General features: G+C 65.0%; 17 protein-coding genes. 8 read left to right on the top strand and 9 right to left on the bottom strand.

Translation table 11 applies throughout. The annotated features are described in order from the left end of the window. The 4 genes from ACHQ4I_RS40790 to ACHQ4I_RS40775 all read left to right on the top strand — a co-directional run bounded on the left by ACHQ4I_RS40790 (position 1) and on the right by ACHQ4I_RS40775 (position 3,213). A complete protein-coding gene (locus ACHQ4I_RS40790; RefSeq protein WP_420777270.1) occupies positions 1-1,224 on the top strand; it encodes an aminotransferase family protein in 1,224 nt (407 codons plus the stop codon). A gap of 239 nt (positions 1,225-1,463) precedes the next feature. Then, a complete protein-coding gene (locus ACHQ4I_RS40785) occupies positions 1,464-2,453 on the top strand; it encodes a WXG100 family type VII secretion target (protein WP_420777269.1) in 990 nt (329 codons plus the stop codon). A gap of 8 nt (positions 2,454-2,461) precedes the next feature. Continuing rightward, positions 2,462-2,818, top strand: coding sequence for a hypothetical protein (locus ACHQ4I_RS40780; protein WP_420777268.1), 357 nt, complete (start codon positions 2,462-2,464; stop codon positions 2,816-2,818). Between the two features lie 32 nt (positions 2,819-2,850). After that, entirely contained in the window at positions 2,851-3,213 is a 363-nt protein-coding gene (locus ACHQ4I_RS40775; RefSeq protein ID WP_420777267.1) for a hypothetical protein, read from the top strand. Between the two features lie 85 nt (positions 3,214-3,298). On the opposite strand, the gene ACHQ4I_RS40770 is transcribed toward ACHQ4I_RS40775, so the two are convergent. Further along, entirely contained in the window at positions 3,299-3,910 is a 612-nt protein-coding gene (locus tag ACHQ4I_RS40770) for a malonic semialdehyde reductase (protein WP_420777266.1), read from the bottom strand. A gap of 36 nt (positions 3,911-3,946) precedes the next feature. Further along, positions 3,947-4,366 (bottom strand): nuclear transport factor 2 family protein, encoded by a 420-nt coding sequence (locus ACHQ4I_RS40765; protein WP_420777265.1) that lies wholly within the window; start codon positions 4,364-4,366, stop codon positions 3,947-3,949. 160 nt (positions 4,367-4,526) lie between these two features. On the opposite strand from ACHQ4I_RS40765, the gene ACHQ4I_RS40760 reads away from it, so the two are divergent. Further along, the gene (locus ACHQ4I_RS40760; RefSeq protein ID WP_420777264.1) at positions 4,527-5,309 is read left to right on the top strand and encodes an SDR family NAD(P)-dependent oxidoreductase; all 783 of its coding nucleotides are present in this window, start codon (positions 4,527-4,529) and stop codon (positions 5,307-5,309) included. 12 nt (positions 5,310-5,321) lie between these two features. Then, a complete protein-coding gene (locus ACHQ4I_RS40755) occupies positions 5,322-5,843 on the top strand; it encodes an acetyl-CoA carboxylase biotin carboxyl carrier protein (protein WP_420777263.1) in 522 nt (173 codons plus the stop codon). A 9-nt stretch (positions 5,844-5,852) separates the two neighbouring features. On the opposite strand, the gene ACHQ4I_RS40750 is transcribed toward ACHQ4I_RS40755, so the two are convergent. Both ACHQ4I_RS40750 and ACHQ4I_RS40745 read right to left on the bottom strand, forming a co-directional pair. Next, positions 5,853-6,242 (bottom strand): lipocalin-like domain-containing protein, encoded by a 390-nt coding sequence (locus ACHQ4I_RS40750; RefSeq protein WP_420777262.1) that lies wholly within the window; start codon positions 6,240-6,242, stop codon positions 5,853-5,855. A 29-nt stretch (positions 6,243-6,271) separates the two neighbouring features. Continuing rightward, the gene (locus tag ACHQ4I_RS40745; protein WP_420777261.1) at positions 6,272-6,766 is read right to left on the bottom strand and encodes a luciferase domain-containing protein; all 495 of its coding nucleotides are present in this window, start codon (positions 6,764-6,766) and stop codon (positions 6,272-6,274) included. Positions 6,767-6,882: 116 nt separating this feature from the next. Here ACHQ4I_RS40745 and ACHQ4I_RS40740 point away from each other — a divergent pair, with 116 nt between their 5' ends. Both ACHQ4I_RS40740 and ACHQ4I_RS40735 read left to right on the top strand, forming a co-directional pair. Then, complete coding sequence (locus ACHQ4I_RS40740) at positions 6,883-7,275, top strand: winged helix-turn-helix transcriptional regulator (RefSeq protein WP_420777260.1); 393 nt, start codon at positions 6,883-6,885, stop codon at positions 7,273-7,275. 133 nt (positions 7,276-7,408) lie between these two features. After that, positions 7,409-7,537: a hypothetical protein gene (locus tag ACHQ4I_RS40735; RefSeq protein ID WP_420777259.1), complete on the top strand. Its 129-nt coding sequence runs from the start codon at positions 7,409-7,411 to the stop codon at positions 7,535-7,537. Here the strand turns inward: ACHQ4I_RS40735 and ACHQ4I_RS40730 are convergent. From ACHQ4I_RS40730 to ACHQ4I_RS40710, 5 genes are read right to left on the bottom strand one after another with little or no spacing between them, the layout of a single operon-like run. Next, the gene (locus ACHQ4I_RS40730) at positions 7,534-8,301 is read right to left on the bottom strand and encodes an alpha/beta fold hydrolase (protein WP_420777258.1); all 768 of its coding nucleotides are present in this window, start codon (positions 8,299-8,301) and stop codon (positions 7,534-7,536) included. The genes ACHQ4I_RS40735 and ACHQ4I_RS40730 overlap by 4 nt on opposite strands. A gap of 2 nt (positions 8,302-8,303) precedes the next feature. Beyond that, complete coding sequence (locus ACHQ4I_RS40725; RefSeq protein WP_420777257.1) at positions 8,304-9,560, bottom strand: FAD-dependent oxidoreductase; 1,257 nt, start codon at positions 9,558-9,560, stop codon at positions 8,304-8,306. Further along, positions 9,548-10,483, bottom strand: a complete 936-nt coding sequence (locus ACHQ4I_RS40720; protein WP_420777256.1) for an MBL fold metallo-hydrolase — start codon at positions 10,481-10,483, stop codon at positions 9,548-9,550. The genes ACHQ4I_RS40725 and ACHQ4I_RS40720 overlap by 13 nt, the downstream gene beginning before the upstream one ends. Next, complete coding sequence (locus ACHQ4I_RS40715; protein WP_420777255.1) at positions 10,480-11,418, bottom strand: aromatase/cyclase; 939 nt, start codon at positions 11,416-11,418, stop codon at positions 10,480-10,482. The genes ACHQ4I_RS40720 and ACHQ4I_RS40715 overlap by 4 nt, the downstream gene beginning before the upstream one ends. Next, entirely contained in the window at positions 11,415-11,660 is a 246-nt protein-coding gene (locus ACHQ4I_RS40710) for an acyl carrier protein (RefSeq protein WP_420777254.1), read from the bottom strand. Before ACHQ4I_RS40710 ends, ACHQ4I_RS40715 begins: the two co-directional genes overlap by 4 nt. Positions 11,661-11,663: the final 3 nt, after the last annotated feature.

The following is an 11,663-nucleotide window of genomic DNA, read 5'->3' as shown; positions in this document are numbered from 1 at the left end:
ATGGGTGCGCTATGGCACGGGTTCGCCGATATGGGCGCCGTCGAACGCGATGGCGCGTTCGTTGTCGCGCGTGGTGAGGGTGCCTACATCTACGACCAGGCCGGTACCAGGTATCTGGACGCGACGGCCGGTCTGTGGTTCACCAATGTCGGGCACGGTCGTGCCGAGATCGCCGACGCGGTCGCCGCGCAGCTGCGTACCGTCGCGCACTACTCGAACTTCGGTGACTTCACCGAACCCGCCACCCAGGAATTGGCGGAGAAGCTGGCGAGCATCGCACCGGTGCCCGGCAGCAAGATCTTCTTCACCTCCGGCGGCTCGGATTCGGTGGACACCGCCGCGAAACTCGCCCGCCGCTACTGGCACGAGCTGGGCCGCCCGGATAAGACCATCGTGGTCGGACGTCAGCGCGCGTATCACGGAATGCACGTCGCGGGAACGGCTTTGGCAGGCATCCCGGTCAATCGGGAAGGCTACGGCGAGCTCATGCCCGATGCCCGCACCGTCGCATGGGACGATGCGAAGGCGCTGCTCGCGCTCATCGAGGAGATCGGCGCGGAGCGCATCGCCGCCTTCTTCTGCGAACCCATCATCGGCGCGGGCGGGGTGTACCTGCCGCCGCAGGGCTACCTCGCCGAGGTCCGCCGCATCTGCCGCGACCACGACATCCTCTTCGTCATCGACGAGGTCGTGACCGGTTTCGGCCGCATCGGCGGATCCTGGTTCGCCGCAACCCGTTTCGACCTCCAACCCGACCTCATGACCACCGCCAAGGGCCTCACCTCCGGCTACGTCCCCATGGGCGCGGTCTTCATCGCCCCCCACATCGCCGACCCCTTCTTCAGCGGCGGCGTCTGGTGGCGGCACGGCTACACCTACGGCGGCCACGCCGGAGCCGCCGCCGCGGCCCTGGCCAACCTCGCCATTGTCGAACGCGAGGGTTTGCTGGACGAGGCGAAGCGCCTGGAATCCACTCTGGACACCAAGCTTGCCCCACTCGCGGACCACCCGCGAGTCGCCGAGGTCCGCAGCGGTCTCGGCGCGGTCGCCGCGATCCAGCTCGCCGACCCCTCCGAAGCGCTGCCGCTCGTGAAGACCCTTCGCGTACACGGTATTTCGGGACGAGCGGCAGGCCAGGGCGCAATGCAGATCTCGCCGTCATTCGTAATGACCGACGACCAGGTCGACGAACTCGTCGAGGGATTCACCCGCGCCCTGGGCTGAGCCCACTCGATGCGGTTTACCGCAGCCTGTGGTGGGCTGTCGGTCGTTGCCCGAGCGACGAACACCAAAACAGCAGGTCGAATAGCTGCTGATCAACAACGCCGGAACCCTGCCCTGCCCGCTGACGCTGGAAGATGAAAGAGTGGATAGACAACCGAAATTCCCTCGACTAATCTCTGCATGGCGGGGCTGTGCTCCAAAGGTGTTGCGCCGCATTCGATGTCAGTTTGGGAGGGCGAATGACATTCTCGGTCGATGTTGACGACCTTAGGAGTTGGGCCGATCAGGTCGGGCGCGCGGGCACTGATCTTTCCGCGGCAACCGACTATGCGAAAAAGAACGTCAACGATTCGAACTTCGGAAGAATTCTCGATACCATCACAGGCGAGTATGGAAATATTCTGCCGAAGGTTCACAATACCCTATCGGTGGATGGCGACAGCATGGACAAGACGCGTAACGCACTGATCTATGCGGCTGATGAGTATCACCAGCGAGACCAGAACTGGGCGAAGTCGATCGCCGGGTTGGACGATACGATCTCCATCAACGACGACGGCGCGAAAACCAATGAATTCAGGGACCTCGGCTCGGGTTCGGCCGCATTGGTCACGCCAACGAACAACAACGAGCAGCTACCCGAGGTCTCGCTCGGGATCATCTACGACAGAGTATGCGAGCTGATCTCCTGGGTCGGCGGACCGGATATTCGAAAGGAAATCACCGATTTCATTGCCGGTGATGTCGGCAAGGCAGCGACCCAGGCGTCCGCCTGGCAACACCTGGCGGAATGCATCGAGACCGTTCGCAAGAACCTCAGCGACGGGGAAACAAATATCAACAAGACATGGTCCGGGAAGGCATCGACAGCTGAGGCAGACTATTTCCGCAGATGGGACGGGGCGCTGACCAACCAGAAATCGGCGATGGACCAGATGTCGAAGTATCTCAAAGACTCCGTGACCCAGGCGATCTCGCTCGCGCAGGTTCTGGTCGACATCGTGCTGACGGTTGTCCAATTCCTCAGCGCCGCATGGACCTGCGCAGCCATCCCGCTGTGGGGCCAGTGGAAGCTGATCAAAACGGTGAAAGAGGGCATCAAGACCGTCTGGAAGGCCTACACGGCACTGAACGTCTTCATTCTCATGCTGAAGACCATCGTGGATTTCATCAAAGCGTCTAATTCCGCATTCAATAGCGAAGCCCTACCGGCCGCGCCCTCCGTCTGAGGATCACCATGGCAGCGACGAACCCTATTGATTTCGCGTCTCGGATGGCGACCGCGCTGGAAAAGGTCAAGACGGCCATCGAGCAGGCGGATCAGCAACTCGCAGTATTCAAGGGTGCCAACGAGGTACCCGCCGACGTCTTGCAGAAACTCCAGACGAAGGCGCAGTCCGGTGAGCTCGGAGCGGATATGCAGGCCGCCGCCGGCCTCGTCTCGGGCGGAGAGACCTGGGCGGCACTCTTCAGCGGAAAGTCGTCCAATTCCGGATTGCTATTGAGTCACCTGGACAAAATGCGTACGGAGCACGGGGATGCGGTACGGGCAGCGGTATCCGGCGACCCCGACTGCGCACGCCCTTCCGTATGAGGACCTGTAGCCCGAGTTCTGGAGGAGCCGAGATGGCCGCGGAACACGATCAGAGCAATCCATCGCCAAGTGAGTTCGGCAGTCGAGAATCGTTGTCCCGCGGTCAGTTCGCACGACAGATAGGCCGGGGAGCAGTCGCACTGGCCGAAGCGGCGGTGCGGACCAAGGCGCTCGAGGGTGCGGCGGTTTTCGCCATCATTCTGATGATCTTCGGTGCGATGTCGAAGTATCCAGCGATGACGGTGCTGTGCCTCGCCGCCGGTTTATTGGGCATTTCGCTCGTCGTCCTGGCATTGATACGACGCTGGCCGATCGGCCGCCAGTGGCTGGTCGGTGTGGCAGTGTGGGCAGTGGACGTCTCGCTGATCATCCTGACGTGGCGGCTGGGCAAATAACATCAGCCTGTGGTGGGCTGTCGGTCATCGCCGACGAGTGGCGAACGAGATGCGATGCAAGCCGTGCCACTCGTCGGCAATGCAGCTATGCCGTGGTGACGACCTCGTCGTAGGTCAGGCGGGGGGAGCGGGGGAACCAGGCGTCGGGGCCGGGGAGGCCGATATTGACCACCACCAGTGAATTGTGGTTGCCCTCGGGGAAGAAGTCCTGGTCCAGGGCGGCGGCGTCGAAACCGTTCATCGGGCCCGCGGCCAGGCCCGCGGCTCGGATGCCGAGGATGAAGTAGCCGATCTGGATCAGCGCGTTGAAGCGGGCGGATTCGGCGCGGTAGCCGGGGTCGACGAAGTAGTCCTTGGCCTCGGGGGCGTGCGGGAAGACCTTGGGCAGGTTTTCGTGGAAGTTCAAGTCGGCGGCCAGGATTGCGGTCAGGGGTGCGGCGGCGGTCTTCGGTTTGTTGCCCTCGATCATGTGGGTGACCAGGCGGGCCCGTGCCTCGGGGCTGCGGACCAGCACGATGCGCAGCGGTTGCTGATTCATCGATGTCGGGCCGTATTTGACCAGTTCGTAGATGTCGCGGATCTGGTCGTCGGTGACCGGTGCGTCGGTGAAGGTGTTCGCGGTGCGCGCCTCCCGGAACAACAGGTCCTGGGCCTCGGCGGCAAGGGTGAGCAGGGTTTCTGGCTGCACGGTGTTCACGTGGTTCTCCTCGAAATATGGTCGGGGACAGCGGAATCAGTCGTGGGCTACGCGCCGGGACAGCGTGCGCAGATTGCCGTCGACGCGGACGAGCACGTCGTGCACGACGCAGCTCGGCGCGATTTCGGGCTTGCTGTTCGGCCGGATCTTGACCACCAGGCAGTAGGCCGTGGAGACGATGGTTCCGTCGTCCTGCGGCTGCAGGTTGATCATGTTGAACCAGTGCCTGCGCTGCATCGGGTCGGCCTCGAAACGCTTGTGGAATTCGACCAGGTCCGAGATGATGCCCGCCCTGGTCCGGGCCGGTGGCCGACCCGGAGTGTGCTCGAATTCCGCGTTCTCGGTGAAGGTTTCGGCGTAGCCCGGGATGTCGCGATTGTCCAGCCGCTGCATCTGATCGGCGTAGAACTGCTGGACCTCGGCGTACAACTCGGTGCGGCTGGCGACGGTGGTCATGGTGGCTCCTTGGTTGCGGCGGGGCGCGGCTGCACGCAACGGTCGCCGATACCGCTCGAGACTGGCTCGAGCCGGGCGCGGGTTGACCCGGGCTATAGGTCCCGCGGCGAGTCTGGAGGTCGAACAGCCCGGCGAGTACGGAAAGACCGATGGAGGAGTCATGGCGGAAAATCAGCGCGTCGCGCTGGTCACCGGAGCGACCAGCGGTATGGGCCTGGAAATCACCAAAAGCCTGGCGGCCCAGGGCATCGCGGTGTTCATCTGCGCTCGCGATCAGCAAAAGGTGACCGATACGGTGAAGCGCCTGCAGGATGACGGGCATGAGGTCGACGGCACGGTCTGTGATGTCGTCGATGCCGCGCAGATCCGCGACTACGTCGACGCGGGGGTACGCCGGTACGGCCCGATCGACATCCTGGTCAACAATGCGGGCCGCAGCGGCGGCGGTGTCACCGCGAAGGTCACCGACGAGCTGTGGTTCGACGTCATCAATACCAACCTCAACAGCGTCTTCCTGGCGACCAAGGCGGTGCTGACCGCGGGCGGCATGCTCGAGCGCGGCAGCGGCCGCATCGTGAACATCGCCTCCACCGGCGGCAAACAGGGCGTCGTGCACGGTGCGCCGTACTCGGCCTCCAAACACGGCGTTGTCGGGTTCACCAAGGCGCTCGGACTGGAACTGGCCAAGACCGGGATCACGGTGAACGCGGTATGCCCGGGTTTCGTGGAAACCCCGATGGCGGAACGGGTTCGGGAGGTGTACTCGGGCCTGTGGGGTGTCGACACCGATGAGGTGCACGCCAGGGTGAGCGCGCGGGTGCCGATCGGGCGTTACGTGCAGCCGTTCGAGGTGGCGGCGATGGTCGACTACCTGATCGGTCCCGGCGCCGGCGCGGTCACCGCGCAGGCGCTGAATGTCTGTGGCGGACTTGGCAATTACTGAGAGGCGGGGACAATGACCGCAGTGGAGCAGAACACATCGGGCGCGCTCGACGGCGCCACCGGGCACGACGAGTATCTGCGGGTTCTCGAGGCCATCCAGACCGGCGCGCTGCAACTGCTCGCGGGCTTTCCGCACCAGCCGAGTGCGTTGCGGGTCCAGGTGGGTGAGGTGACGATCGAGGCCGAATGGCAGGTCTCGGCCGCACCGGTCGTCGCGGCCCCGGTTGCCGGTGGAACGGTCGAAGTGGCGGGAGGATCGGTCGAAAGCCCTGCCGCACAGGATGATCCGCCACTCGGTGCCGTCTTCCGCGCACCGAGTGTCGGGGTCTTCTACCGCAGCTCCGAGCCAGGCGCGGACCCCTTCGTCGAGGTGGGCGACCGGGTCACGGCCGGACAGCAGATCGCCATCGTGGAGGCGATGAAGTTGATGATCCCGGTGACCGCGCAGGCCAGTGGCGTGATCACCGAAATACTCAAGGAAAACAACGATCCGGTCCAATTCGATGAGCCCCTGTTCTCGTATTCTCCGGAATGACGGGGGTTTTCAGGCCTGTGGGTAGGCGCGGCGCCAGGTCAGCACCCGGCGCTGCGTCCGCCCGCCGACCTGGGCGGCCCCGATCAGCGTCAGCACGTCGCCGTTCAGCGACATCTGACGCACCTGTTCGGTATCGGCCCAGGCCGGATTGGAGCACACGGTGATCGCGTGCACCATTTCCGTGCCGCGGCGGCGCCAGGTTCCGGCATAGCCCATGAACGGTGGTGTGCCCGTGGCCCCGTCGGTTCGCATCATGCTCACCGACATATAGCCGTGCGCGCCGTAGATCAGCAGGCCGCGCGGTGAATCGCCCAGTGGCCCAGTGCTGGTCGCATTGTTTTCGTCGATGTCGAAGTAGGACATCAATTCCCAGGTTCCGACGAGATCGGTCGCGTTCATGACTCCCACGATGGCGGCGGCCGCTCTAATCACGCTGTAGCCACCCCGCGCGCGAACCGGTGGCTGAGCCGCACCAGCCGCCAGGCGACCTCGAGCTCATCGAGATCCCGTGGCCCGTAGACCATTACCAGCGTCTGCGGCAGGAACCGCTGGCGTGCCATCGGATGCAGCTCCGCCCAGCCCTGCGCGATCGCCTCGGCCGCAATATCGTTCGGCAGGCACATGTGCAGGCTGCCGTCGCCGTGTCCGTGCAGATGTGCGAATTCGGTGCCGACCAGGTACGCCTCACCCGGTCCCTTGGCAATTGTCGGCCGCAGATGCAGCGCACGGGTATCGGGCAGCGAAACGCCGCTGCGCCCGAGCAGCACCCCGTTCAGCGTGGTCATTCGCGACCACAGGGTCTCCTGTAGATCCGGTGGCGCCAGCTGGGTGAGCTGCTGGTGCGGATTGTGCGCCCTGGTGTGCGGCCGTTCGCCGGAGCGGCGCGGCAGATCGATGCGTCCGTCCACGGAAATCGTCGTCATGACTGTGCTCCCTTCGGTTTTCGCTAGCGGTCCTGCTCGCTCGCGACCCCTGGTTTCACAGTACTTTCCAAAGTATAGTAGTTACCAAGTGGAAAGTGACTCGCTGGGAGAAACAAATGAATGCGGCATCGCATAGCGATTCGATGACGGGTGGGTCCACAACCGTCGATCCCTGCCCGATCACCCCGGTGATCGACCTCGTTTTCGGCCGCTGGTCCACCCAGGTGCTCTGGGTGCTGACCCACGACGGCCGCCTGCGCTTCACCGAACTCCAGCAGCGCATTCCGGGCCTCACCCCCAAGGTGCTGACCCAGCGTCTGCGTCAGTTGGAACGCGATGGCCTGGTAGCCCGCACTTACCATGCTGAGGTGCCGCCGCGCGTCGAGTACGAGGCCACCCCGCTCGCGGTGACGCTGACGCCGGTCTTCATGAGCATTGTGGATTGGTCGAGCGAACATCTCAGCGAGGTGCTCGCGGCCCGTGCCGCTTTCGACTCGGCGCAGTTTTGAGCGGATTCGCCTGGACGGCACGCGAATTCGTCATCAACACGTAATGGTCGTCGAGCGGTCTCATCGCTAACGGGAGCCAGCCCACTTCCCGACCGCCGACAAACCGATCTTCACCTACCCGGACGGCGCGCAGGTGCTGTCGGAAGGGCAAAAGGTCTCCCTGGGCGGCACCACCTGCGGCGTCGGCTATCAGGGCACCGTGACCTGTGCGGCCGGAGACCACGGGTTCACCGTCGCGGCGACCTACGGTGTTCTGTGCTAAACGAGACCGGTCGGCGCCGGTCGCGGCGCCAAAGCCAGCAGATGCCCGGCCAATTCGCGCGGCATGGTGATCATGCAGTCGTGCCCGGTCGGCAGCACGTGCAGGCGCTCGGGTGGCAGGTCGGCGGGCGGCAGGGTGCGCGGCATCGCGGCGCGCATGGCCTTGAAATCCTCGCCGCCCTCGCTGCAATGCACGTGCGTCACCGGAATCGCTGCCAGCGCTTCGGGATTCGTCAGCAGGATGCGCTGCCGAAAGGTTTCCAGCGACTGCGGGGTCTGCATCGAGGCCACCCAGCTGAGGTCGGGTTCCTCGGTGACGCCGTAGAGCCCACCATCGCCCATCGGCTCGGTCTGCGGCGGCACCCGCCAACCGTCACCGTGCGCGTCGGCCGCGGCGGTGAAGGCCTCGACCATGCCGGGCATGATGTCGGCGACCGCCTCACCGTCGCGTGGGACGAAGGTGTCGATATAGACGAGTTCGGCGATGCGCTCGGGCACGGCGTCGGCCACGGCGGTCACCACGATGCCCGCATAGCTGTGGCCGACCAGGATGACATCGGTGAGGTCCTCGAAGGTGAGCAGGCCGACCAGATCCTCGACGTGGGTGTCGAGGCCGACCTCGGGGGTAAGCTGGTCGGCGCGATCGCCGAGGCCGACCAGGGACGGCGCCAGCACGCGATGCCCGGCATCCTCGAGCAGCGGTGTCACCCGCTGCCAGACCCAGCCGCCGTGGAACGCCCCGTGGACGAGCAGATAGTTCGACACGATCAGTTCTCCCTGAATTTCGGTAGGGCAGTGAGTGTTCCGGCGACCGCGCCCGCAGGCGGCACCTGCTCGGGCCGGATGCCGAGTCCGATCACGCGGGCCACCAGCCGCGGCAGGCGGGGGAAGCGGCGCAGCAGCCGCACGAGCAGTGGTTTGTCGGTGCCCGGGCGTCCGGCATTCGGATACAGATCCGATAGCAGTCGCAGCTGGGCGAATTGGACTACCCGCATGGGGAATTCGCGCCTGCTCTGGACCGTGCGCAGCTGCGCGATGCTCGGTCGAGCACCGGTGCCGAGGATGGGTGCGAGCAGGCGGGCGGCCGCGATCGCATCCTGCACCGCGAGATTGATGCCGACCCCGCCCGCGGGCGACATGGCATGGGCCGCGTCGCCGATGGCGAGCAGACCGGGCCGATACCACCGGCGCAGCCGATCCACCCGCACGTCAAGGGGTTTCACATCGTCCCAGGTGCGAATCTCCGCCGCCAGGTGCGCGGTCAGGCTGGGATAGATCGCGGCGAGTCCGGCGCGGAATTCGGTGATTCCGGCCGCCTTGACGGTCGCGAATCCGCCCTTCGGGATCATGTACGCGACCTGGAGGTAGTCGCCGCGGTCGATGCAGACGATGAAGAACCCCTTGCCGCTGCGCACGGTGGGTAGCCGTTCGCCCTCGGGCTTGCTGACGCGGAACCACAGCACGTCCATGGGTGCAGCGCTGGCCGCGACCTCGAGTAGGCCGCGCACGATCGAATTGCGCCCGTCCGCGGCGATCACCAAGTTCGATCGCACCTCGAAGGGGCCCTGCGGTGTGTGAACTCGCGCGCCGACCACCGTGTCGTCCTCCTGGATCAGCTCGGTGACCTCGGCCTGCTGGATGAGCCGAAAGCCCGGATACCGCCTGCCCGCGTCGGCGAGGAAGTTGAGCACATCCCACTGCGGCATGAACGCCACGAAAGGAAAACGGCCTGGGAGAGTGCGGAAGTCGGCGAAGACAACCGGACCGCTCGCGGTGGCCATCGGCAGCTGCGGCAGTTCGACGTGCGGTAGCGCGAGGAACTCCGTCGCGAGTCCGAGCTCGTCCATGGCCCGCAGCGTGGAGGGATGCACCGTGTCGCCGCGGAAGTCCCGCAGGAAATCCGGATGCTTTTCCAGCACAAGCACTTCCACGCCGGAGCGAGCCAACAGCAGACCGGTCATCAGCCCGGCCGGTCCGCCGCCGACGACGCAGACCTGCACCGATTCGGTTGTCACGCTAGACATGTCGGCACCCGCCCGTGGTTGTACACGATCATCTCATCGAATATCGACAGCACATCGAGTGGTTCGCCGAGCGGACCGCCCGCCGACTCCGCGTTGGCCCGATGCAGATTGCCGACAATGCGTTCCTCGTCGACCAGGTCGGCGAATTCGCCGTGATCGGCCTCGAGTGCGATCGCCAACGGGGTCAGGCCCAGGGACCTTCCCTCGGCGGCCAGATCCTGCACCCACCGCAGATATCGCAGTGTCTGGTCGAAGATTTCGGGTCCGGTGACCGGACCGTGCCCGGACACCACGGTCTCCGCGCCCAGTGCGGCCAGCCTCCTGATCGCGCTGATCGATCCGATGACCGATCCCATGAGGCAGAACGGCGCGGCACCCGACATCACCAGATCCCCAGCGAAGAGCACCTTTTCCTCGGGCAGCCACGCCACCACATCATTGGTGGTGTGCGCGGCCGGTCCGAGGTGGATGAGCTCGACACGTCGTTCGCCGATATACAGCGTGACCCGGCTGCTGAAGGTGATGCTGGGCAGCGTGACCCGCACATCGCCCCACTGCACTTGCGGCCACAGTTTGGTCAGGGCGAGTCCCGTCTCGATCATCTCCGGGCGGATCCGGTCGTGGCCGATGACGACCGCGGTGGGGCCGAACAGGTGATTGCCGAAATTGTGGTCGCCGTGGTGGTGGGTGTTGACAATCGTTCTGGCGGGGCCGATATCGAGCCCATCGACGAATTCGACAAGCGCGCGGGTGCGTCCCTCAGTCGCCAGCGTGTCGATCACCACCGCGCCATCCGGACCCGCCAGCACGCCCGCATTGCTGACACACCAGCCGCCGCGACTGTGCGTGTACGCGTAGACCCGGTCGGCGATTTCGCGCACGACCGGGGCCCCGGCCACCTGCGGTAGTTCGGTGGCTGTCATGTCGGTGACTTCACGGACTCGGCATACCGCACGGCGCACAGCAGCGTGTTGCGGCTGTTGGTCGAGAGCGCATCGGTGAGATATGCGCGTGCGTCGGCGAGATCGGTATCGGCCCCGAGGATTTCGCGGGCGGCGACCGGATTGATCGCCACGGTGTGCCGTGCCGTCACCGATGCGCCGTCGGGTCCGTCCGCGAACTCCCATGCGCCACTGTGTCCGAAGAGCATGGCCGGTGGCAGCAGTTGTTTGTAGTCGATGCGCTCGTTGGTGAAGCAGACGCGCACCGATCTGGTCGTGTGTGGGATACCGCCTGCGGTCACGGTATCCATCTCCATCAGCTGCACTCCCTCGTCGTCCTCGGTGAGCTCGATCCGGCCGACATGCGGGACGTGTTCGGGCCAGCGCTGGCTGTGGTAGACGAAGTCGTAGGCCTCGGCCGCCGAAATATTCAGCGTGACGGTGTCTTCGAAGGTGTGCACGACATCCTCGACCGGATGGCCGAGCTCCGCGATGCGCACCAGCGCGGCCAGTTCGGTTTCGCTATTGCGATCCACCGCGCCGGCGACCACATCCGGATCGACGCCGTCCACCACCGTGAAGCGATGATCGAGTATGACCTTCGTTGTGCTGGAGTCGATTTCACGAAATGTCCAGGCGCCGCCCATGGACGCGAACGGCGCCTGACTGCGTTCCTGCTCGAATGCGATGTGGCGTTGCGCCGCATCGAGCACCCGCCGGGAGGTCCAGTTCTTCACCTCGCCATTGACGGTGGCCCACAACCGGAACCGCTCCTCATCGGCGCCGCGGTGCAGATGGCGCACCAGCACGCTCGGCGCGAAGATCACCGGCCACTTGGTCACATCGGCCACCAGGGCGTAGACGACCTCGGGCGGTGCTTGCACCACCTTGGAATGGCTCATCACCTGGGTATTCATGCCGCACCCGGTAATTGGCTGTTGACGATATCGATCAACTCCTGTGGCGTCTTGACGTCGATGAGCTGCTCTTCCGGGATCATCACGCCGAAATCGCGCTGGATCCGCGAGGCCGTCTCGATGAGCGCCAGGGAGTCGTAGCCGAGCTGTTCGAAGTCGAGGCCGGCGATATCCTCGGCGATATCGTCGCCGCCCGCGCATTCCACGAGGATCCGGCGTAATTCGGTGATGGTCATGGTCATGAT

Source organism: Nocardia nepalensis (assembly GCF_048910785.1).
Classification (GTDB): Bacteria; Actinomycetota; Actinomycetes; order Mycobacteriales; family Mycobacteriaceae; genus Nocardia; species Nocardia nepalensis.
This window is presented reverse-complemented; position numbering and strand designations above follow the sequence as displayed.

What these genes read in the sequence shown, in the direction of transcription:
- ACHQ4I_RS40790 (WP_420777270.1), top strand. Translation starts at nt 1, where the DNA reads ATGGGTGCGCTATGGCACGGGTTCGCCGATATGGGCGCCGTCGAACGC.
- ACHQ4I_RS40785 (WP_420777269.1), top strand. Translation starts at nt 1,464, where the DNA reads ATGACATTCTCGGTCGATGTTGACGACCTTAGGAGTTGGGCCGATCAG.
- ACHQ4I_RS40780 (WP_420777268.1), top strand. Translation starts at nt 2,462, where the DNA reads ATGGCAGCGACGAACCCTATTGATTTCGCGTCTCGGATGGCGACCGCG.
- ACHQ4I_RS40775 (WP_420777267.1), top strand. Translation starts at nt 2,851, where the DNA reads ATGGCCGCGGAACACGATCAGAGCAATCCATCGCCAAGTGAGTTCGGC.
- ACHQ4I_RS40765 (WP_420777265.1), bottom strand. Translation starts at nt 4,366, where the DNA reads ATGACCACCGTCGCCAGCCGCACCGAGTTGTACGCCGAGGTCCAGCAG.
- ACHQ4I_RS40760 (WP_420777264.1), top strand. Translation starts at nt 4,527, where the DNA reads ATGGCGGAAAATCAGCGCGTCGCGCTGGTCACCGGAGCGACCAGCGGT.
- ACHQ4I_RS40755 (WP_420777263.1), top strand. Translation starts at nt 5,322, where the DNA reads ATGACCGCAGTGGAGCAGAACACATCGGGCGCGCTCGACGGCGCCACC.
- ACHQ4I_RS40750 (WP_420777262.1), bottom strand. Translation starts at nt 6,242, where the DNA reads ATGAACGCGACCGATCTCGTCGGAACCTGGGAATTGATGTCCTACTTC.
- ACHQ4I_RS40745 (WP_420777261.1), bottom strand. Translation starts at nt 6,766, where the DNA reads ATGACGACGATTTCCGTGGACGGACGCATCGATCTGCCGCGCCGCTCC.
- ACHQ4I_RS40740 (WP_420777260.1), top strand. Translation starts at nt 6,883, where the DNA reads ATGAATGCGGCATCGCATAGCGATTCGATGACGGGTGGGTCCACAACC.
- ACHQ4I_RS40725 (WP_420777257.1), bottom strand. Translation starts at nt 9,560, where the DNA reads ATGTCTAGCGTGACAACCGAATCGGTGCAGGTCTGCGTCGTCGGCGGC.
- ACHQ4I_RS40720 (WP_420777256.1), bottom strand. Translation starts at nt 10,483, where the DNA reads ATGACAGCCACCGAACTACCGCAGGTGGCCGGGGCCCCGGTCGTGCGC.
- ACHQ4I_RS40715 (WP_420777255.1), bottom strand. Translation starts at nt 11,418, where the DNA reads ATGAATACCCAGGTGATGAGCCATTCCAAGGTGGTGCAAGCACCGCCC.
- ACHQ4I_RS40710 (WP_420777254.1), bottom strand. Translation starts at nt 11,660, where the DNA reads ATGACCATGACCATCACCGAATTACGCCGGATCCTCGTGGAATGCGCG.